Here is a 21,246-nt window from a genome sequence, read left to right as displayed (position 1 = left end):
GGCCACCCCACTCCTTGAGTGTGCGGGCCTGCGTCCGCCGTCAAGGGCGTCCCCTCCGCTTCGCTGCGGGGACGTCGCTTCGCGATGGGGCTTCGCCCCACCCTTGACGGCGGACTCCGGCCCGAAAAGACCGGCGGCTATGGGTGGCCCGGAGGGAGCGGGCACCCTAACGCGGGCCTACGGATGCAGACCCCGGCCGACGGGGGGCCGGAGCGCCGGAGGCGGGCCTGCCCCGATCGCGGATGCAGCCGGATGGACGGGGGCCGGTTCACCGGAGATGGGCCGTCCCGATCGCGGACATCCCGGGCGGACGGGGGTCGGATTACCGGAGACGGGTCGGGTCCGGTCGCGGGGTGTTCCGGATGGCGGGGGCCGGACCGCTGGAGGTGGGTCTGCCCCAATCGCGGGCGGGCTCCGGACTGCGGGGGCGGCAGCCCTGCTTGGCGCGGCTCGGTCTCCGGGCGTAGCGCGGTGTCGGGGGGCGGGTTTCGGGGTGCTGGTGCGTCGTCGGGTGGGTGTCGCGAGGCGCCGAGGGCCGGGTGGGTGCGTACGGAGGGGAAAGAGCCGGCCCCTGGGTCCCGAATCGGTTCGGATTGACGGGTGTTACCGCGAGTTACGACCCAATTTCTCCGCTCGGGCCCCGCGGGAGGCGGTACCGGGCCGGGGCACCGGCCGGGTGCGTGTGGGTGGGCGAAAGTCGGTCCGCCTGGGCGTTTTGGGATACTTTCGGGGGTGGGTTACCGCGAGTTTGTCTCGGCGGCGTGCACTCGGGTCGCCTTGGGGTCCAGAGCGCCGCCTTGCGGGTGGGTCCGTGCGTGTCGCGTAGCGAAACTCGGCCCCCGAGGGGGATTTGGGCCGGTTTGGCGGGCTGGTTACCGGGACTTCGCGCCGGTAGCGCTCATTCCGGGCCGCTTGGGCGGCGGCCGGCGAGGGCTGGGGCGGTCCGTGCGTCTGGATGCGCGAAAGTCGGCCCCGGAAGCCCGAATCGGGCCCAATCGGGGAGTGTTACCGCGAGTTACGACCCAATTCCTCCGCACCGGAGGCGTGGCGCGCGGAGCCGCCGCCCCCGCCGCCCGTCCCCGTCCGCGAATCGGACAAGCCCGGTCGGATCCCCGGCCTCCGGCCTCCAGTCCGCCGTCCGCCGGGAGCATCAGCGATCGGTGTCGCCCGGCCCCGCCCTGTCGGGCGCGGAGCTTGTCCGCGATCGGGGCGGACCCGTCTCCGGTGTACCGAGCCCCGTCGCCCAGGGCGTCCGCGATCGGGACGGGCACCACGCCGGCGGCGCGGCCCCTGTCCTCCAGGACACTCCGCGATCGGAGCGGGCCCGACTCCGGCGGCCCGGTCCTCGTCCGCCCGGGGCCATCCACCATCGGGGCGGCCCCGACTCCGGCGGTCCGACCCCCGTCCGCCCGGGGTGTCCGCGATCGGGACGGGCCCCTCTCCGGCGGCCCGGTCTCCGTCGTCCGGGGCGCTCCGCGATCGGGGCGGACCGTCTCCGGCGGCCGGGCCCCGCCCGTCCGGGGGCATCCGCGATCCCGTCTCCGGCGGCCAGGCCCCCCGCCCGTCCAGGGCCTTCGGGATCGGGAGGGATCCGCCTCCGGGCGGCCCGGCCCTCCGTCCGTCCGCCGCATCCGCGATCGGGGCAGGCCCGTCTCCGGTGCTCCGTGCCCCCGTCCGCCCGGGGCCATCCACTCGGGGCGGCCCTGCCTCCGGTGGTCCGGCTCTCCGTCCGCCGCTGGCATCCGCGATCCGGCCTTCCCGCTCCCGGCGCTCGGCCCCCCGTCGTCCGGGGTCTGCATCCGTAGTGCTGGTCGAGGGTGCCCGCTCCCTCCGGGCCACCCATAGCCGCCAAGTTTTTCGGGCCGGAGTCCGCCGTCAAGGGTGGGGCGAAGCCCCATCGCGAAGCGACGTCCCCGCAGCGAAGCGGAGGGGACGCCCTTGACGGCGGGCGGAGGCCCGCACACTCAAGGAGTGGGGTGGCCCGGGGGGAGCCACAACGACACGGCCCCACCCCGATGCGGGTCCGTGCCGTATCCGGCCCACCCGGCGAACCACCGCCCACCCCGGCACCGATCCCCCGGCCCCGCCCCACCGAACCGGGCGGGGCCACCGCCCGCCCCGTAGAACCAGCACTGTCAGAGCAGGCGCATACCCTTGGGCGGGCGTGAGGGGACGTGGGGGGTGGTGGACTACGGGACCCCCGGTGCCGTGCCCCCGGTGTCGCCGCCCTCCGGTGCTGCCCTCCGGCGCCGTATCCCCGGTGCCGCCTTCCGGGGCGCCCCCGGTTGCGGCAGCCCCCGGCGGTACTGGGACCCGGAGGTGCCGGGCCTTCGTCCGGTACGGGCCTTCGGCGGTACCGGGCTTCCGGCGGTACCGGCGACCCCGGCGGTACCGGGCCTCCGGCGGTACCGGCGACCCCGGCGGTACCGGGCCTCCGCCGTACGGGCCTCCGGTCGTACGGCAGTCCGGCTCCGTAACGGTGACCCGCCGGACGTGACGATGACCCACCGGCCGCACCGGTAACCCTTGTACGCACCAGTGACCTGCCAGTCGTACCGGCGGGCCACCTGTACGCACCGGCGACCCGCCGGCCGTACCGGTTACCGGCTGTCCGTACCGGCGGGCCGCCTGCCCGGTACCGGTGACCCGCCGTCCGTACCGTCAGGTCCCCGTCCGTACCGGCAGGCCGCCGGCCGTACCGACACCCCCCTCCGCACCGGCCCCCCGGCGGCCAGCCCAACCCCCGCCGCCGGCCCGGCTCCCCCTCAGCCCTCGGGTCCTACTTCAAGTGCCTGCCGAAGAACCGGTTCCCGTCCTCCACCTCGAACCACGGCGTCCCCAGGTGTCCGCCCGTGTTCGCGTGCAGCGTCTTCTCCTCCGTCCCGAACGCATCGAACAGGTCCAGCACCCGCTGCCGCGGATTCCCCTCGTCGTCCCACTGCAACAGCACCAGCAGGGGAACACCGACCCGCCCCGCCTCATCGCGCTGCGTGCGCGGCACGAAACCCCCCGCGAAGAAGCCCGCCGCTGCGATCCGCGGCTCTACCACCGCCAGCCGGATGCCCAGCGCCATCCACCCCGAGTACCCCACCGGGCCCCCGACTTCCGGCAGCTCAAGCAGCGCGTCCAGGGTGGTCTGCCAGTCCGGGGCCGCCTTTTCGACCATCGGGCCGATGAACGACTCGAAGATCTCGGTGACCTCGTCGGCCGGCGCGCCCGCCTGCATCGCCCGGCGGAGGCCGGCGCGTGCCTCCTCGTCGGCGGCGGTACGGGGCCGGTCGCCGCACCCGGCGGCGTCGATGGTGGCCACCGCGTACCCGTACGCCGCGGTGTGCCGGGCCCGCGCCACCAGGCGCGATGCCGCCTTGGGCAGGCCGTTGTTGTGGGCCATCAGGATCAGCGGAGACGGCGCCTCGGACTCAGGGGTCCACAGGGTGCCCGGAATCTCGCCGAGGGAGAACTCGCGCTCAAGGGTGCCGTCGTCCAGGCGCAGTTCGGAAGTGAAGTGCAGGGATGTGAGTTGCATGGTCGTGCCTTTCGGGAGTGCTGCTGAACGGCACTCCCGGACGACCTATCGCCCGACCGTGACCCCGGAGGGGAGCACCCATGTCGATACGTTCACGGGTACCACCTCCTCGTCTCTCGCACGGCCTCCGGAAACGTAGCAGCGGCCACCCGCCCCGACAAACGGTTTTTCCCCCGCCTCCTCAGCCGCCCCGCCCTCTCCGCGCGGACGATAGCCGTCCACCTCCCCTCCTCCTTCCGCGTCCGGCCCCGGACGGTCCACGCGCGGCAGGGTATTGACGCGGACCGGGGAGGGGTACCGGCCGCAAGCGGCACGTGGGTCCTCACTTTCGGTGTCCTCCGAAACATCTCCCGCCGCCCGCAGCCCCCGCCGCACACTCCCTCCCATAGCCCGGCGCCGCTTGTTCGGACCACGAGGCGGCGCCGGGCCCAGCAGGACCGGGCAACCGGGCACCACGGGGGATCGGGGGACAGGCGTGCGCATGCGTACGTACGAAACGGCCGGCACGGACCGAACAACGACCGCGAACGGAAGGGCGTACAGAACAAGGGCGTACAGAACAACGGCCTACGGAACAAAGGCGCACGGGGCAAAGAGCACCAAGGCGTACGGGACCACCGCCCTCTGCGCCCTCCTCCTCGCCACCGCCACCGCCTGCGGCGTCGCCGACGGCACCGAGGGCGGCGACCGCGGCACCACCCCGCGCTCCGCCACCCTCCGCGAACGCGCCCTCCTCGACCGGGCCGAGGAGACCCTCGTCGACCGCTGCATGGACCGCAACGGCTTCGAGTACCACCCCGCGCCCCAGGCCACCGCGGACGAGCTGCGCGTCTTCCCCTACGTCGTGGACGACCCCGCGTGGGCCCGCGAGCACGGCTACGGCGGCGCGCTCGACCGCGCGGCCGTGCGCGAGCGGAAGGACAACCCCAACGCCGCGTACGTACGCACCCTGCCCCCCGACCGCCGACGCGCCTACGGCACCACCCTCTACGGCGACGGCGGCAAGGCCATCGAGGTCACCGTCCCGACCGGACTGGACGTCCGCAGGTCCCGCACCGGCTGCCTCTCCGAGGCGCAGGGCACGCTCTACGGCGACCTGCGCGAGTGGTTCCGCGTCGACAACGTCGCCTCCAACCTCCCCGACCACGGCGCCGAACTGCGCCGCGCGCCGGACTACCGCGCCGCCGCCGGCAAGTGGTCCGCGTGCATGACCGACCGCGGCCACCCGTACGACAGCCCTGACGACGTCCGGCGCAAGCTGCCCGCGCTCACGAAGGGCGCGAGCCCGGACGAGGCGCACGCCGTCGAGGTGCGGCTGGCGACGGCGGAGGCGGAGTGCGCGCGCCGTACGCCGCTCGCGGCGACGGTCGACCGCCTGGCGCGCGAGCTGGCGCGGCCCGACCGGGAGCGGTACGCCGCGGAGATCGAGGGCCGCGACCGGATGCGCCTGGTGGCGCTGGAACAGGCCCGGGCCCGCGAACTGCTGCCCCGCTGACCCGCCCCGCACCCGTACATCCACAAGCCCACGCACCCACACATCCACGCACCACCGCCACAACCAACCGAGGAGAGTGAGATCACCCATGCGCAAGTACAAGCTGGTTCTGGCCGCCGCGGCGGCCGTCGCCGCCGCCGGGGCCCTGGTCCCGGCCACCACCGCCGCCGCGGACTCCGCGGACACCGCGCCCCGGGCGACCGCCGGCACCGAGGTGCGCGACGTGTCGGCCCGGGACCTGAAGTGTGCGGCCACCGTCGACCGGTACGGGAACACCGGCACGATCAACGTCTACGACCGCCGCAACTGCGCCGGCTCGGCGATGTGCAAGGACTACGACAACGACAGCAACTACGGCAGCGGCGGCGCCTGCAAGGGCGGCGACAACAACGACACCAGCTCCGCCGCGAACCTGGGCTGGAGCGGCCGTATCGACGACGTGATCTTCTACAAGGGCTCGTACGCGAACAGCGGCGAGAGCACGCGCATCGGCTGCCTCAGGCGCGGCGACTACTGGACCGACCTGGACTGGGGCGCGGCCAACAACTCCGTGTCCTCCCATCGCTGGTCCAACTGCCCCTGACCGGACCCACCCGGCAGGCCCCGCAGGCCCCCCAGACACCGCCCGCGTTCGGCCGGAGTACTACGGCCGAACGCGGGCGGTCTGCCTCAGTGCCCCCGTACCCCTACGCCTCGCAGATCTCCGGCGCGCGCTTCTTGATCCCCAGCAGGTCGAAGTAGTTCTGCCCGAGCGCGATCCGCCGGAACGCCGTGTCCCCCAGCGCCTTGTTGATGCGGCTGGTCACCTCCAGCTCCTCCTTGTAGACGCCGAAGTCCTTGTCCCGCGACGCGACGAAGTCCGTCCCCGGGATCGCCTGCTCCGGGTACGCGTCGAACAGCGCCGCGTACTTCTCCCGCACCCCCGGCTTGCCGAAGTACCTGTCCTCCAGCACCCGCCAGCTCAGGTCGAGCGTGAGGTTCGGGTAGCGCTCCAGGAGCCGCTGCATGATGCCGATGTGCTCGTCGGGGTCCATGGTCGACAGCTCCTTGGAGAGCCCCATGTGCGCCCAGACGATCTTGTTGTGCGGATACAGCTCCAGCACGCGCTCCATCAGGTGCAGATAGCGCGTCGGCTCCTGGTCGTTGCCGAGGTCGGAGTGGATGGTGATGGGCATGCCGCGCCGGCGCAGCTCGTCCATGAACGGCGCCCACTCCTCGATGTCCGCCTCGTCCGCGGGCTCGTGCTTGTTGGGCAGGAGGGCCTGCTTGATCAGGTTGACCTCGCCCATCCACTGGAACATCCCCGGGAACTCCTGGTCGAGCCGCTGCATCCCGCCCATCACGGTCTCGGGGTGGGCGAGGTCGGGGTACGTCATGGACAGGGCCAGGTCCACGTCCTCCTGCTTGTGCTCCACGACGTTCTCGGCGTTGACGAAGTCGTTCTTCAGGCTGGGGAGTACGGGGGTGCCGGGGCAGTCGAGGTAGTACGTGCAGGAGGAGTCGACGGGGAGCTTCTGTCCGATGCCGAAGACACCGGCGTGCCGTACGCCGGTGCGCTTGAGGTAGTCGACCAGCTCGCGGAACGGGATGGCCTCGCCCCCGAAGGGCCGGAAGTGCAGGTGCCCGTCGACGGCCGAGGTGTACGGCTCGGTGCGGCGGTCGAAGCAGTCCTGCTCGGTCGCGGACGCCGCCGTCCCGGCGGCGGGCCCGAGGACGACGGCGGCGGCGAGCCAGGTCGTGGCGGTCACGGCGGCCCTGCGACTCACGTACGGCACGCGGAATCCCTTCGGCGGTGGAGCGATCGAAGTGAAGACGAAGGGATTGTGTGATCAAGAGGAGGCGGGCGGGAGGCCGCACCGCCGCGCGGATCTACAGATGACCGAAACGGGCTACGGGCCCGGTGCCCAGGGTGCGGATGGGCCGTACGTACGGGGCTGTGGCGTACGTACGCACGGCCCTCCGCGACCTCACACCCGGGCCACCGCGTCCGCCAGGACGCGCCCCGCGTCCCGCGCCGCCCGGAGGGCCTCGTCGTGCCGCCGCGCGGCCTCGTCGCGCAGTTCCTCCATGCCGGGGGTGGTGGCGGCCAGGGTCAGTTCGCGCTCGATCACCGTGAGGTCCGCCTGCCAGATGTCGACCAGGACCCGGCGCAGGTACGGGGTCGAGTGGTCCCACCCCTCGCGCGGTTCGCCGGGCCGGTAGCCGCCGCCCTTGGTGGCGACCAGGACGGTGGGCTTGTCCTTCAGTACGGGCGTGGCGGCGCCGGCGCCGTGGATGACGAGGTCCGCCCAGGTCTTGAAGTGCTGGGAGACGCCGTAGTTGTAGAGCGGCACGGCCAGCAGCACGGCGTCGGCGCGGTCGAGTTCCGCGGCTAGTTCGGTGGCCAGCGCCCCGGCCTCGCGCTGCGCGGGGGTGTGTTCGGGGGCGGGGGTGAAGGCGGCGGTGGTGGCCAGCGCCCAGGCGTCGGCGGGGAGGGGTGCGGTGCCGAGGTGGCGGCGCTCGACCGGCGCGGCGGGGTGGGCCAGGGCCCACTCCGCCTGGACGGCGTCGGCGATCTCGGCGGAGGCGGAGGCGCCGGGGAGGATGCTGGCGTCGATGCGGAAGAGGTTCATAGGGGTTCGTCTCCGTATGCAGGGGCTTGCGCGTCTTGCGACGGCTCTCGGTCCAGCATAAGCGGACTTCACCCCGCTTATATTCCTGACGGTACGGTGGCGCCCGTGGAAAGCGACCCGATCCCCCTCGAACGACCCCGCGCCGAACGGGCCGACGCGGCGCGAAACCGCAGGCTGCTGCTGGACACGGCCCGCCGGATGATCGCCGAGACGGGCGCAGGGAACGTCACCATGGACGGCCTCGCGGAGCAGGCCGGGGTGGGCAAGGGCACGGTCTACCGCCGCTTCCGCACCCGCGCGGGGATCTTCACCGCGCTCCTGGACGAGGAGGAGCGCGGCTTCCAGCAGCGCGTGCTGTCCGGCCCGCCGCCGCTGGGCCCGGGGGGCGACCCGGTGGACCGGCTGATCGCCTACGGCCAGGGCCGTATCACCTTCCTGCTGGAGCACCACGCCGTCGCCCGCGCGGCACTGGACCGCAACCAGCCCGTACCGGTCGGCGGCCCCGGCCTCACCCGCATGCACATCCGCCTGCTCCTGGACCAGGCCGGCGTGGGCGGCGACCACCTCGACGCCCTCACCCTCCAACTCGCCGCCGCCCTGGAGGGGCCGGTCCTGCTCTACCTCGCGACTCCCGAACCCGAGGGACCGGCGGCGGACGGGGCGCGGGAGCACGAGAGCACCCGCGTTCTGCGGTCGCTGGCGGAGGGCTGGCAGACCCTGGTCACCAGGGTCTGCCGCACCTGACGGCGGTGACGCGGACCGGATCGCGGGCCGCGCCGCGGACCCCTCCCGGGCCCGCGCGGGTACGTTTCCGGTCAGGAGCCGGTTCGTGGGGAGGTCCCGTGGCGGAGTTACCGAACTCCCGGCCCATGCCGATCTGGTGGACGGCCGTTCAGGCCGTGCTGGGAGCCGCCGGCGGCCTGGCGCTGGCCGCGCTGTGGACCCGCGCCGGCACCTGGGTCACCGACCGCTCGTCCGGCATGGAGGGCCCGGCGGTCCTCGCCGTCGTGATCTTCATGACGGGCCTCGTGTGCATGATCGCCGTAGGGGCCCGGGACCTGCCGTGGCCCTACGTGGTGGCGACGGGGCTGCTGCACGCCCTGATGGTCATGCCCCTCGCCTTCCACGGCGACGCCGTACTCGACCGGCGCGGGGAGCGGGTGACGGCCGTGGTGACGGACGTCAGCACCTCCGAAGGGATGAACACGGGCCACACCGGCCACCACTGCCGGGTCCGCCTCCCGGACGGAACCGAGCCGAAGCTCACCGGCCCCGGCTGCGACGGGAACACCCGCGCCGGCGACCGGCTGCCCGTCTACCGGGACCCGCAGGGCCGGGTGCCCGCGAAGCTGGAGGTGCAGGTGACGGACGAGCAGCGGAACTGGGTCATCACCGCCTGCGCGGTGGGGTTCACCGCGCTGGGCGCCCGCGTCGGCGCCCACGGGGGGCGCCGTCGCGACGGCACGGCGGACGCGGTCAGTAGGCCAGCGTGAGGTCGATGTCGATCTCGTACGGGAGGGAGAGCTTCAGCCGGTCGGTGTGAATCCCCGTGAGCATGTAGTTCCGGGTGGCGTCGTCCAACTGGTAAACGTGCACGACCGCCTGCTCGCGCTTGTTCTCGACCCGCCAGAAGTGCTGGATCCCCGCCTTCGCGTACTTCAGCGGCTTGGTCTCACGGTCGCGGTCCACGGATTCCGGCGAGACGACCTCGACGGCGAGCAGCACGTCTTCCGCCTGGCAACTGGTCTGCGCAAGTTTGGTCGCCGCGTCCCTGCGGACCGCGATGAGGTCGGGCTCGGGCCGCTGGTGCTCCCCGATCACGACCGTCATCTCGCGCAACACCGCAAGATCACCGGGGACCGTGCGGAGAAGACCGTTTTCCAGCATGCGGATGGTCACCATGTGGAAAATGCTCTGCGGCGTCGTGAAAACAAGGCTCCCGTCGATCAGCTCCGTGTGCGGAGGCAGGTCGGGGAGCGTGTCCAGGTCGTCGGCCGTATAGCCGCCGGATGGCGGCACCGGCCATGCCGGGGCCGTGTGCTCCGGCTTCTTCGGTGCCACGCTCATAGCAGGTGCTCCCATACGACGGATCCTCGCCGGTACGACCAGCGTACCCACCGGGAACGCCGATCTTGCCCCTCGCACGAGTGACCGACCGGCGCTCCCTTGACGAACGGGTCCGCCGTCAGATCCCCCGGGCCGTGAGGATGCGGTCCGCCGCGTTCACGGAGTCGACCAGCGGGTGCAGTGCCACCGCCCGCAGGGCCTTCGCGCGGCTGCCGGTGTCCGCCGCCGCGATCGTGGCGCGTTCCACGTCCTTCAGCGTCAGCATCAGGCCCAGTTGGTCCGCCGCCGCCGGGCGCGTCGGGATCGGGTGGGCGCCGGCCGCGTCCACGCGGCAGGGGACCTCGATGACCGCGTCGGCGTCCAGGCCGGGGATCGTGGTGCGGTTGGGGACGTTGAGGATCAGGGTGGAGCGTTCGTCGCGGGAGATGGCGCGCATCAGGGCCAGGGCCACGCGGTCGTAGCCGCCGCCGTCCAGGTCGCAGGTGTCGCGCTGCCAGCCGCCGGTGCTCTCCCGGCTCTCCGCCATGTACGTCGCCTCGCGCTCCTTGCGCGTACGCTCCCACACCGCCGCCGCCTCGCCGGGGTCGGCCGCCGCGGCGGCGTAGAACGCCGCCTGCTGCTCGCGCAGGAACTCGCCGCGGGTCGCCGGGGCGTCGCGCAGGGCGCTGATGGCCTCGCGGTTGAAGTAGTAGTAGTGCAGGTACTCGTTGGGCAGCGAGCCCAGCGCCTGGAGCCACTCGGCGCCGAAGAGCTTGCCCTCCTCGAAGGACTCCAGCGACGCGGGGTCGGCGAGCAGGGCGGGGAGGCGGTCCTCGCCGTCGACCACGATGCGGCGCAGCCAGCCGAGGTGGTTCAGGCCCACGTAGTCCAGCTCCGCGCGCTCGGCGTCCACGCCCAGGGCGCGGGCGGCGCGGCGGGCCATGCCGACGGGGGAGTCGCAGATGCCGATGACCCGGTCGCCGAGGAGGCGCTGCATGGCCTCGGTGACCATGCCGGCGGGGTTGGTGAAGTTGATGACCCAGGCGTTCGGGGCGACCGCCGCGACGCGCTCGGCGATGTGCATGGCGGCGGGTACGGAGCGCAGCCCGTACAGGACGCCGCCGGCGCCCACGGTCTCCTGGCCCAGCAGGCCCTCCGAGAGCGCCGCGCGCTCGTCGAGGCTGCGGCCTTCGAGGCCGCCGGCGCGGATGGCGGAGAAGACGAAGTCCGTGCCGCGCAGGGCGTCGTCGAGGTCGGTGGTGGTACGGACCGCCGGTGGCCGGGCGCCTCTGGCCGCCGCGTCCGCCGCGTGCTGCGCGAGGACGGCGCCGATGGCCTCCAGACGCCGCGGCTCCGTGTCGTACAGGACGAGCTCGGCGCACCGACCTGACTCGTCGCCGCTGTCTTCGAGCAGGGCCCGGTACACCAGCGGCACGCGGAACCCGCCGCCGCCCAGCACTGTCAGCCTCATACCGTGATTACCTCCACACCGGCCTCGCCGAAGGCGGCGAGGGTCGCCGGGTCCGATGACGTGTTCGTGATGAGCATGTGCACGTCCTCGGGGCCGCAGATGCGCACGAGCCCCGAGTCGCCGGGGAACTTGCCGGCGCTGGCGAGCAGCACCACCTGCCGGGACGCCTTGATCATGGCGCGTTTGACGGGCACCTCGACGTGCGTGCTGTCGAGCACGCTGCCGTCGGGGAGGATCCCGCTGGCGCCGAGGAAGAGGCGGCCGACGTACAGCTCACGGAGGTTGGACTCGGTGAGTACGCCGACGACCGAGCGGTAGTTCCGCCGGACCTCGCCGCCGAGCAGGATCAGGGTGACCGCGTGGTCGTCGCGCAGTTCCTCGTAGACCGCGAGATTGCTGGTGACGATGGTCACAGGGCGGCCCCGCAGCCGCTGGGCCAGGGCCAGCGTGGTGGTGCCGATGTCGAGCAGCACCACGTCCCCGTCCTCGACCAGCTCCGCGGCGCGGGTGGCGACGGCCTCCCGGCCGCCGGGGTCGTCGACCGCCACCTCGGCGAAGGGCCGCTCGTCGTCCGCGCGGGCGGCTACGGCGCCGCCGTAGACCCGCGTGAGGCGGCCGGCGCGGCCCAGTTCGGTGAGGTCGCGGCGGGCCGTGGCCTCGCTGACGCCGAGCCGCGTGGCGATCTCCCGTACGGGCAGCACGCCCTCGTCGCCGAGGATGCTGAGCAGCTTCTCGTGGCGCGTCTCTCGCAGCATGGACCGCAATGTACTCCACCTGAGCGAGTTTGCGCGAGTGTGAGTGACCTCTTGCAAAATCCGTCGCGGCGGTGCAAGGTGTCGCTCAATGTGAACCACGAGCAGGAAGGACACGCCGTTGAGCACTCCCTCGGCGGTCCGCACAGCGATCGACCCGCTGGCGGGCACACGGGCTCCCGGCGATCCTGAGCACGACGTTCTCCTCACCGGCACCGTGTTCATGGACATCGTCTTCACCGGTCTCGAAGGCGCGCCCGTGCGCGGCAGCGAGAACTGGGCCCGCGGCATGGGCTCCAGCCCCGGCGGCATCGCGAACATGGCCACCGCGCTCGCCCGCCTCGGGCTGCGCACCACGCTCTGCGCGAGCTTCGGCACCGACCTCTACGGCGACTACTGCTGGGAGAGCCTGTCGGAGAGCGAGGGCGTGGACCTCGGCCCGTCGCGGCGGCTGGCCGGCTGGCACTCGCCGGTCACGGTCTCCATGGCGTACGAGGGTGAGCGCACCATGGTGACGCACGAGCACCCCGCGCCCGCGCCCGTCTGCGCCACGCTGCCGCGTGCCCGCTCCGTCGTGGCGTCGCTGGAGCCGGGCCGCGACGAGGCGTGGGTGCGGCACGCGCACGAGCAGGGCTCGCAGGTCTTCTCCGACGTCGGCTGGGACGAGACCGGCCGCTGGGACCTGGCCGCGCTGACCGGGCTGCGCTACAGCCACGCCTTCCTGCCCAACGCCGCCGAGGCGATGCAGTACACCCGCACCGAATCGCCGGAGCAGGCCGTACGCGCCCTCGCCGAGCTGGTGCCGATCGCCGTGGTGACCAAGGGCCCCGACGGCGCGGTCGCCGTGGACGGGGTCACCGGCGAGACCGCCGACGTCCCCGGCCTGCTCGTGGACGCCCTCGACCCGACCGGTGCCGGCGACGTGTTCGTGGCCGGCTTCATGACCGGGACCCTGGCGGGCTGGCCGCTCGCCGACCGGCTCGCCTTCGCCAACCTCACCGCCGCGCTGTCCGTGCAGCACTTCGGCGGCTCGCTGTCCGCGCCCGACTGGACGGAGGTGGCCGCATGGTGGATCGAGGCCGCCGCCCGCGCCAAGGCCGGCGACGCGGACGCCGCCGAGGTGGCCCGGCGGTACGACTTCCTGGACGGCCTGGTCCCGGCCCTGGTGCGGAGCCGTCCGCGCCGGCGGGCGATTCCGACCATCGGCTTCCGGGACGAGTAGAACGAAGGAGTTCTGATGGGATTGCGCAACAAGGGCGGCGGTAGAAAGCGGACCCGGCCGAGGGCCGTGGCGTCCGCCGCGCTCGCCGCGGGTCTTGCCGTGATAGCGGCCGGCTGCGTGCCCGGCACCGACGGCTCCGGTGCCGTCGAGGGCGGCGGCGCCGGCGGCGCGGGCGGTCTACCGGACCCGTCGAAGGCGGGGAACGTGACGCTGACCGTCTGGGACCAGGAGGTCCGCGGCGGCACCAACGCCGAGCTGGAGCAGCTCAACAAGGAGTTCCAGGACAAGTACCCGAACGTCAAGATCAAGCGGGTCTCCCGGAGCTTCGACGACCTCAAGACGACGCTGAAGCTGGCGCTGTCGGGCAACCGGCCGCCGGACGTCGTCCAGGCCAACCAGGGCTACCCCGACATGGTCGCCTTCGTGCAGGCCGGGCTGCTGATGCCGCTCGACAACTACGCGGGCCTGTACGACTGGAACACGCGCTATCCCAACACCCTGCTGAACCTCAACCGGGTCTCCGCCGACGGCAAGCAGTTCGGCACCGGCAGGCTCTACGGCATCTCCCAGACCGGCGAGTTCATCGGCGTCTACTACAACAAGGAGAAGCTGGCCGACGCGGGCATCGAGCCGCCGAAGACCTGGAAGGAGTTCACCGACAGCCTGGGCACGCTCAAGGAAGAGGGCGAGCTGCCCATCCAGTTCGGCAACCTCGACCAGTGGCCCGCCATCCACAACTTCGGCGTACTCCAGGACCAGCACGGCGCCGCCGAGGCACGCGACACCGTCCTCGGCCGCGGCGACGGCTTCGACAACGCGTACACCAAGGACGCCGCCGCCGAACTCGCCGACTGGATCGACAAGGGCTACCTGCCCAAGGACGCCAACGGCCGCGGCTACGACGACGCCTACAAGCAGTTCGCCGGCGGCGACGGCGGATACCTGATCGCCGGCACCTGGTTGCAGGCCGACCTGAAGAAGCCCATGGGCGACAACCTCGGCGTCATGGCGCCGCCGCCCGCCACCGAGGGCGGCAACCCGACCACCACCGGCGGCCAGGGCCTGTCGTGGTCCGTCACCTCCAAGTCCGCGCACCCCGAGGTCGCCGCCGCGTACCTGGACTTCATCACCAACGAGCACGCCGCCGACGTGATGACCGAGAACGGCGTGCTGCCCGCGGTGCCCGGCAAGGCCGCGGACGAGGTGGACCCGGAGAGCCCCGACGGCCAGATGATCGCGGCGTGGAAGCGGCTGAACGACGACGACGGCCTGGTCCCGTACCTGGACTACTCGACGCCCACGTTCTACGACACCACCTCCGCCGCGCTCCAGGACCTCATCGCCGGCAAGACCTCGCCCGACGGCTTCGCGAAGAAGCTCCAGGACGACTACGGGCCGTTCATGGAGAAGCAGCGCGGCGACGACGCCGGCGCCGAGCCTGCGGGGTCGTGATGAAGTCCCTCACCGCCGGCTACGGCCGCCGCGCGCCCGGCGAACCACGCGCGGTCGGGTACCTGTACGTCCTGCCCGCGCTCGTCATCTACGCGCTGTTCCTGCTCGTCCCGTTCGGGCAGTCGGTGTGGCTGTCGTTCCTGCACTGGGACGGCCTGACCCGGGCCACCTCCGCGGGCTTCTCCAACTACTCCGACATCTTCACCGACCCGTCGCTGCGCGCCCCCTTCGGGCACGCGCTGGTGCTGCTGATCTTCTACTCGGCGCTCCCGGTCTGCATCGGCCTGCTGCTCGCGGCGGCCATGTCCCGGATCCGGGTGCGGGGCATGACGTTCTTCCGCACCGTGCTGTTCCTCCCGCAGGTGCTGGCGATGGTCGTCGTCGGCGTCGCGTGGCAGTCGATACTCGCCCCCGACGGGCTGCTGAACGACGTGCTGCGCGGCGTGGGCCTGGACTCCCTGGCCCGGCCCTGGCTCGGCGACTACGACTGGGCGCTGCCCGCGGTCGGCATCGTCGGCACCTGGGTCATGACCGGTCTGTGTCTCGTGCTGTTCCTCGCCGGTGCCCAGCGCATCCCGAAGGAGCTGTACGAGGCCGCACGGCTGGACGGCGCGGGCGCGTTCCGCGAGTTCTTCGCCGTCACGCTGCCGGCGCTGCGCGCCGAGATCGCGGTCGCGCTGACCCTGACGATCGTCGCCGGGCTGCGCAACTTCGACCTCATCTACGTCATGACGAGCGGCGGCCCCGGCGAGGCCACCTCCGTGCCGGCGTACGAGGTGTACCACCGAGCCTTCGAGCTGAACCAGGTCGGTTCCGCCGCGGCCGTGGGCGTCGCGCTCACCGTGCTGATCTTCACCCTGACCGTCACGGTCTCCCGGCTCGTCGAAGGACGCCGCTCATGAGCACCAGGATCGAACGCACCTTCACCTACGGCATCCTCTCGATCTTCGCCGTCATCTCGCTGACCCCCGTGATCGGCATCCTGTCGACCGCGTTCGGCGAGAAGGGCTCGCTCAACACCGGGTTCTCCCTGCCGGACGGCGGGCTGAGCTGGAGCAACTTCTCCGACGCCTGGAGCCAGGGGCACTTCGGCACGTACCTGGGGAACTCGATCCTCGTGGCGGTCGTGGTGGTCACGGTCGCCACCGTGCTGTCGATCCTGGCGGCGTACGCCTTCGGCGTGATGCGCTTCCCCGGCTCGAACGTGCTGTTCTACGTGTTCGTCATCGGCCTGACGCTGCCGCAGGAGGCGCTGGTCGTACCGCTCTACTTCGACCTGCGGCACTACGAGATCACCGACACGTACTGGGCGCTGATCCTGCCGCAGACCGCGCAGTCCTTGGCGTTCGGCGTGTTCTGGATGCGGACGTACTTCCGCAACAGCGCGCAGTCCGTCATGGAGGCCGCGCGGGTCGACGGGGCGAACAGCTTCACGACGCTGTGGCGGATCCTCGTCCCCATGGGGCGGCCGGCGATCACCACGATGATCGTCATCACCTTCATGTGGACGTGGAACGAGTTCCTGATGGCGCTGGTGATGATCAGCGAGGAGGGGCTGCGCACGGTGCCGCTGGGCCTGGCCTTCTTCCAGGGGCAGCAGACCTCGGACACCTCGCTGCTCGCCGCGGCGGCCGTGCTGATCGCGCTGCCGGTGGTGGTCGTGTACATCGCGCTCCAGCGGCGGTTCATCGAGGGAATGCTCACCGGAGCAGTGAAGGAGTAAGGGAGTTGGGAGTGGCAGTGCCGATGCCGAAGCCGTACGACGTGGTGACCATGGGGCGGGTCGGGGTGGACATCTATCCACTCCAGACCGGCGTCGGCCTCGCGGAGGTCAGCACGTTCGGCAAGTACCTCGGCGGGAGCGCCACCAACGTCGCCGTCGCCGCCGCCCGCTACGGGCACGGCGCGGCGGTGATCACGAAGACGGGCGCCGACCCCTTCGGCACCTTCGTCCGCGACGCGCTGCGCGGATACGGGGTCGGCACCGACTTCGTCGGCACCTCACCGGGGCTGCCCACGCCCGTGACGTTCTGCGAGATCTTCCCGCCGGACGACTTCCCGCTCTACTTCTACCGCTACCCCAAGGCACCCGACCTGGACCTGGCGGTCGACGAGCTGGACCTCGACGCGGTGCGCGCGGCGCGGGTGTTCTGGATGACGGGCACCGGGCTGTGCGAGGAGCCCTCGCGGGCGGCGACGCTGGCGGCGCTCGAAGCGCGCGGGCGCGCGGCGCACACCGTCTTCGACCTGGACTGGCGGCCGATGTTCTGGCCCGAGGGGGCGGGGGAGTCGGCGGACGGCCCGGCGCGCGGGCTGTACCGGCAGGCGCTGGCCCACGCGACGGTCGCCGTGGGCAACCTGGAGGAGTGCGCGGTCGCGACGGGGGAGCGCGAGCCGCGCGCGGCGGCGCGGGCGCTGCTGGCGACGGGGGTGGAACTGGCCGTCGTCAAGCAGGGCCCGCGGGGGGTGCTGGCCGTGCACCGCGACGGCGCGGAGGCGGAGGTGCCGCCGGTGCCGGTGGAGGTCGTCAACGGCCTCGGCGCGGGCGACGCCTTCGGCGGGGCGCTGATCCACGGGATGCTGGAGGGCTGGGCGCTGGACCGCACGATCGCCTTCGCCAACGCGGCGGGAGCCCATGTGGCGGGGGAGCTGGCGTGCTCCGACGCGATGCCGACGGCGGCGCAGGTGGAGGCCCGGCTGCGCGCGGCGGGAGCGGAGGTGTGACCCGTCCGCCGCGTGTACGTCCGCACGACCCCCAGGACATCCCCCCGGACGCCCGTCCCCCGCGCACCCGCCCAAGGGTAGGGCGCCCCTGTGACAAGCCGCGTACGCAGCGGACGACGGTGACCGGTGCGACGATCGAGGTTCGCACCGCGACCACCGCGACCACTGTGCCCACCCGCGTACGCGCCCACTCCCCGGAGACCCAGGCATGAGCGTTGACAAGACCGGCGACCTGACCGCCACCCGTGTCCACAACCCGGAGGCCGTCGCCGTCGCGGCAGCCGCCCGCCGCCCCGCGGCCTCGCCGCTCGGCAGCGGCGACCCGGGCCGGGCAATGATCATCGCCGCCGACCACCCCGCCCGCGGCGCCAACGCCGTCGGCGGCGACGTCAACGCCATGGCCGACCGCGGGCTGCTGCTGGAGCGGCTGTGCCTGGCCCTGGAGCGCCCCGGCGTCACCGGCGTGCTGGCCACCGCCGACATCCTGGAGGACCTGCTCCTCCTCGGCGTCCTCGACGGCAAGACCGTCTTCGGCTCGATGAACCGCGGCGGCCTCGCCGGCTCCGCGTTCGAGATAGACGACCGCTTCACCGGGTACGACGCCGAAACCATCGACGCCATGGGCTTCGACGGCGGCAAGATGCTCACCCGCATCGCCCTGGACGACCCCGCCACCGCCGCCACCCTGGAATCCAGTGCCCGCGCCGTCGACGCGCTCGCCGACCGGCGGCTGATCGCGATGGTCGAGCCGTTCCTGTCCCGCTGGGAAGACGGCCGGGTACGCAACGACCTCTCCCCGGACGCCGTCGTCAAGTCCGTCTCCATCGCCTCCGGCCTCGGCCGGCGCAGCGCGTACACGTGGCTGAAGCTGCCCGTCGTGCCGGAGATGGAGCGCGTCGTCGCCGCGACCACGCTGCCCGTGCTGCTGCTCGGCGGCGACGCCGGCGGGGCCGACAGCCAGCGCGCGGTGTTCGACGCCTGGCGGGGGGCGTTGCGGCTGCCGGGGGTACAGGGACTGGTGGTGGGCCGTTCGCTGCTGTATCCGGCGGACGGCGACGTGAGCGGGGCAGTGGACCGGGCGGTGAGCTTGCTGTGAGCGGTACGAACGGCATGAGCGGCATGAGCGGCATGAACGAAACAGACAGGACAAGCGACGGGCACGGCAACCTGTACGTACGCGGCGGGGACGCGGCCTCCGGCCCGTACCGCACGGTCATCACCCCCCGCTCCGCCGGCTGGGGCTACTCCGGCCTGCGCATCCTCGAACTCGCCCCCGGCGAGAGCCGCACCCTGGCCACCGGCGACGCCGAGCACCTCGTGCTCCCCCTCGCCGGCGGGTGCACCGTCGAGGCGGCCGGCGAGCGCCTCGCCCTCGCCGGCCGCGACGGCGTCTTCGGCGCGCCCACCGACTTCGCGTACGTGCCGCGCGACGCCGAGGTCCGCATCGCCAGCCCCGGCGGCGGCCGGTTCGCGCTGCCCTCGGCGCGCTGCGAGCGGCGGCTGCCGGTGCGCTACGGGCCCGCCGAGGACGTGCCCGTGGAGCTGCGCGGCGCCGGCACGTGCAGCCGCGAGGTGCACAACTACTGCCTGCCGCAGACCTTCGACGCCGACCGGCTGCTGGTCTGCGAGGTGCTCACCCCCGGCGGCAACTGGTCCTCGTACCCGCCGCACAAGCACGACGAGGCGCGCGCGGGCGAGGAGAGCGAGCTGGAGGAGATCTACTACTTCGAGGTCGCCGACGGCCCGGACGGCGGCCCCGGCATGGCGTACCAGCGCGTGTACGGCACGGCGGAGCGGCCGTTGGAGGTGCTGGCCGAGGTGCGCAGCGGCGACACCGTGCTCATCCCGCACGGCTGGCACGGGCCGTCGATGGCCGTGCCGGGCTACGACCTGTACTACCTGAACGTCATGGCCGGACCCGGCGCCGAGCGGGCCTGGCTGATCTGCGACGACCCGGCGCACGGCTGGATCCGCAGCACCTGGGACGACCAGGAGACCGACCCGAGGCTGCCGTTCGGAGGAGGGACGCGATGAGTACGGACCACGCGCAGACCGTCAGGCTGACCACCGCGCAGGCGCTGGTGCGCTTCCTGGCCAACCAGTACAGCGAGCGCGACGGCGTCGAACGGCGGCTGATCCCCGGCATGTGGGGCATCTTCGGCCACGGCAACGTCGCCGGCGTCGGGCAGGCGCTGCTCCAGGCGGCCCGTACCGGTGAGGCGGACCTGCCGTACCACCTGGCCCGCAACGAGCAGGCCATGGTCCACTCCGCCACCGCCTACGCCAAGATGGCGGGCCGGCTCCAGACCTACGCCTGCACCTCCTCCATCGGCCCCGGCGCCACCAACATGGTCACCGGTGCCGCCCTCGCAACCACCAACCGCCTGCCGGTCCTCCTCCTGCCCGGCGACGTCTTCGCCACCCGGGCCGCCGACCCGGTGCTCCAGCAGCTCGAAGACCCGCGCAACGGCGACGTGTCCGTCAACGACGCGCTCCGCCCGGTCTCCGCGTACTTCGACCGCGTCGAACGCCCCGAGCAGCTCGTCCCCGCCGCGCTCGCCGCGATGCGGGTGCTCACCGACCCCGCCGAGACCGGCGCCGTCACCCTCGCGCTGCCGCAGGACGTGCAGGCCGAGGCGTACGACTGGCCGGTGGCGTTCCTGCGCCGCCGGGTCTGGCACGTGCCCCGCCCCGCGCCCGAGCCCGCGGCGCTGGCCCGCGCCGTCGCGCTGCTGCGCGGCGCCCGCCGGCCGCTGCTCGTCGCCGGCGGCGGCGCGGTGTACTCCGAGGCGTGGGAGGAGCTGCGGGCGTTCGCGCTACGCACCGGCATCCCCGTCGCCGACACCCACGCAGGCAAGGGCGCCGTGCCCTGGGACCACCCCTGCGCCGTCGGCGCGCTCGGCTCCACCGGCACCGCCGCCGCCAACGCGCTGGCCGCCGAGGCCGACGTGGTCCTCGGCGTCGGCACCCGCTACAGCGACTTCACCACCGCCAGCCGCACCGTCTTCGCCCGCCCCGACGTGGCGTTCGTCAACCTCAACGTCGCCCGCCTCGACGCCGTCAAGCACGCCGCGGAGCCGCTGGTCGCGGACGCCCGCGCGGGCCTGGAAGCGCTCGACGCCGAGCTGGCCGACTGGCAGGTGGACGACGCCCACCGGGCGCGCGTACGCGAACTCGCCGACGCCTGGCGCCGCACCACCGACGCCGTCTACCACCCCGGGCGCGGCCACGGCCCGCCGCCCGCGCAGACCGAGATCCTCGGCGCGGTCAACGACCTGGCCGGCGACCGCGACGTCGTCATCAACGCCGCCGGCTCCATGCCCGGCGACCTCCAGGCCCTCTGGCGGGCGCGGGACCCGAAGGCGTACCACGTCGAGTACGCCTACTCCACCATGGGCTACGAGATCGCCGCCGGCCTCGGCGTGAAGCTGGCCGCGCCGGACCGCGAGGTCGTCGTCCTCGTCGGCGACGGCTCGTACCTGATGCTCTCCCAGGAGATCGTCACCGCGGTCGCCGAGGGGCTGAAGCTGGTCGTCGTCCTCGTCGACAACGGCGGCTTCGCGTCCATCGGCGCGCTGTCGGAGTCGCTGGGCTCGCAGCGCTTCGGCACCCGCTACGCCGGCCGCAACCCGGACACCGGCGAGCTGGACGGCGACCCGCTGCCGGTGGACCTGGCCGCGAACGCCGCGAGCCTCGGCGCCGACGTGCTGCGGGCGACGACGGTCGCGGAGTTCCGGGACGCCTTCGTACGGGCCAGGGAGGCGGAGCGCACCACGGTGGTGCACGTCGTCACCGACCTGACCGGGCCCAACCCGCCGGGTTCCGCGTGGTGGGACGTGCCCGTCAGCGAGGTCTCCGAGCTGGAGTCCACGCGCAAGGCGTACGAGGAGTACCGCGACGGCAAGCGCGCCCAGCGCCCGTATCTCTGACCGCGACCCCGGTCCTG

At 72.9% G+C, this 21,246-nt stretch carries 18 protein-coding genes; 12 read left to right on the top strand and 6 right to left on the bottom strand.

What is annotated here, in order from left to right:
- Positions 1-2,779: 2,779 nt before the first annotated feature.
- The gene (locus QBL21_RS31560; protein WP_407566633.1) at positions 2,780-3,511 is read right to left on the bottom strand and encodes an alpha/beta hydrolase; all 732 of its coding nucleotides are present in this window, start codon (positions 3,509-3,511) and stop codon (positions 2,780-2,782) included.
- Between the two features lie 496 nt (positions 3,512-4,007).
- On the opposite strand from QBL21_RS31560, the gene QBL21_RS31555 reads away from it, so the two are divergent.
- Together QBL21_RS31555 and QBL21_RS31550 are read left to right on the top strand one after the other, a co-directional pair.
- On the top strand, positions 4,008-5,021 hold the full coding sequence (locus QBL21_RS31555) for a hypothetical protein (protein ID WP_407565634.1): 1,014 nt from the start codon (positions 4,008-4,010) through the stop codon (positions 5,019-5,021).
- 88 nt (positions 5,022-5,109) lie between these two features.
- Positions 5,110-5,604 (top strand): hypothetical protein, encoded by a 495-nt coding sequence (locus QBL21_RS31550; protein WP_407565633.1) that lies wholly within the window; start codon positions 5,110-5,112, stop codon positions 5,602-5,604.
- 103 nt (positions 5,605-5,707) lie between these two features.
- Here QBL21_RS31550 and QBL21_RS31545 read toward each other — a convergent pair whose 3' ends face one another.
- Positions 5,708-6,796 carry an amidohydrolase family protein gene (locus QBL21_RS31545; protein WP_407565632.1) on the bottom strand — a complete coding sequence of 363 codons (1,089 nt, stop codon included), beginning with the start codon at positions 6,794-6,796 and terminating at the stop codon, positions 5,708-5,710.
- A gap of 192 nt (positions 6,797-6,988) precedes the next feature.
- Positions 6,989-7,633, bottom strand: a complete 645-nt coding sequence (locus tag QBL21_RS31540) for an FMN-dependent NADH-azoreductase (RefSeq protein ID WP_407565631.1) — start codon at positions 7,631-7,633, stop codon at positions 6,989-6,991.
- A 96-nt stretch (positions 7,634-7,729) separates the two neighbouring features.
- On the opposite strand from QBL21_RS31540, the gene QBL21_RS31535 reads away from it, so the two are divergent.
- Both QBL21_RS31535 and QBL21_RS31530 read left to right on the top strand, forming a co-directional pair.
- Complete coding sequence (locus QBL21_RS31535; RefSeq protein WP_407565630.1) at positions 7,730-8,377, top strand: TetR/AcrR family transcriptional regulator; 648 nt, start codon at positions 7,730-7,732, stop codon at positions 8,375-8,377.
- Positions 8,378-8,475: 98 nt separating this feature from the next.
- Positions 8,476-9,126, top strand: coding sequence for a hypothetical protein (locus QBL21_RS31530; RefSeq protein ID WP_407565629.1), 651 nt, complete (start codon positions 8,476-8,478; stop codon positions 9,124-9,126).
- On the opposite strand, the gene QBL21_RS31525 is transcribed toward QBL21_RS31530, so the two are convergent.
- From QBL21_RS31525 to QBL21_RS31515, 3 genes are all read right to left on the bottom strand, one after another.
- Complete coding sequence (locus QBL21_RS31525; RefSeq protein WP_407565628.1) at positions 9,110-9,700, bottom strand: Uma2 family endonuclease; 591 nt, start codon at positions 9,698-9,700, stop codon at positions 9,110-9,112. The two genes, QBL21_RS31530 and QBL21_RS31525, sit on opposite strands and share 17 nt — an antisense overlap.
- A 118-nt stretch (positions 9,701-9,818) precedes the next feature.
- Positions 9,819-11,150, bottom strand: coding sequence for a 6-phospho-beta-glucosidase (locus QBL21_RS31520; RefSeq protein WP_407565627.1), 1,332 nt, complete (start codon positions 11,148-11,150; stop codon positions 9,819-9,821).
- A complete protein-coding gene (locus QBL21_RS31515; RefSeq protein ID WP_407565626.1) occupies positions 11,147-11,905 on the bottom strand; it encodes a DeoR/GlpR family DNA-binding transcription regulator in 759 nt (252 codons plus the stop codon). The genes QBL21_RS31520 and QBL21_RS31515 overlap by 4 nt, the downstream gene beginning before the upstream one ends.
- A gap of 118 nt (positions 11,906-12,023) precedes the next feature.
- Between QBL21_RS31515 and QBL21_RS31510 the strand changes: the two genes are divergently transcribed.
- The 8 genes from QBL21_RS31510 (at position 12,024) to iolD (ending at position 21,229) form a co-directional block, all read left to right on the top strand.
- Positions 12,024-13,124 carry a carbohydrate kinase family protein gene (locus QBL21_RS31510; RefSeq protein WP_407565625.1) on the top strand — a complete coding sequence of 367 codons (1,101 nt, stop codon included), beginning with the start codon at positions 12,024-12,026 and terminating at the stop codon, positions 13,122-13,124.
- 15 nt (positions 13,125-13,139) lie between these two features.
- Positions 13,140-14,576: an extracellular solute-binding protein gene (locus QBL21_RS31505; protein WP_407565624.1), complete on the top strand. Its 1,437-nt coding sequence runs from the start codon at positions 13,140-13,142 to the stop codon at positions 14,574-14,576.
- Entirely contained in the window at positions 14,576-15,478 is a 903-nt protein-coding gene (locus tag QBL21_RS31500; RefSeq protein ID WP_018836104.1) for a carbohydrate ABC transporter permease, read from the top strand. The genes QBL21_RS31505 and QBL21_RS31500 overlap by 1 nt, the downstream gene beginning before the upstream one ends.
- Entirely contained in the window at positions 15,475-16,299 is an 825-nt protein-coding gene (locus tag QBL21_RS31495; protein ID WP_407565623.1) for a carbohydrate ABC transporter permease, read from the top strand. The genes QBL21_RS31500 and QBL21_RS31495 overlap by 4 nt, the downstream gene beginning before the upstream one ends.
- A 23-nt stretch (positions 16,300-16,322) precedes the next feature.
- Entirely contained in the window at positions 16,323-17,300 is a 978-nt protein-coding gene (gene iolC / locus QBL21_RS31490; RefSeq protein WP_407566632.1) for a 5-dehydro-2-deoxygluconokinase, read from the top strand.
- A 208-nt stretch (positions 17,301-17,508) separates the two neighbouring features.
- Positions 17,509-18,396, top strand: coding sequence for an aldolase (locus tag QBL21_RS31485; RefSeq protein ID WP_407565622.1), 888 nt, complete (start codon positions 17,509-17,511; stop codon positions 18,394-18,396).
- A 32-nt stretch (positions 18,397-18,428) separates the two neighbouring features.
- Positions 18,429-19,334 (top strand): 5-deoxy-glucuronate isomerase, encoded by a 906-nt coding sequence (iolB, locus tag QBL21_RS31480; RefSeq protein ID WP_407566631.1) that lies wholly within the window; start codon positions 18,429-18,431, stop codon positions 19,332-19,334.
- Positions 19,331-21,229 (top strand): 3D-(3,5/4)-trihydroxycyclohexane-1,2-dione acylhydrolase (decyclizing), encoded by a 1,899-nt coding sequence (gene iolD / locus QBL21_RS31475; protein WP_407565621.1) that lies wholly within the window; start codon positions 19,331-19,333, stop codon positions 21,227-21,229. The genes iolB and iolD overlap by 4 nt, the downstream gene beginning before the upstream one ends.
- The last annotated feature ends 17 nt before the right edge of the window (positions 21,230-21,246 follow it).

Origin of the sequence: Streptomyces sp. 184 (genome assembly GCF_045781775.1) — a bacterium.
In the GTDB taxonomy this organism is placed as follows: Bacteria; Actinomycetota; Actinomycetes; order Streptomycetales; family Streptomycetaceae; genus Streptomyces.
This window is presented reverse-complemented; position numbering and strand designations above follow the sequence as displayed.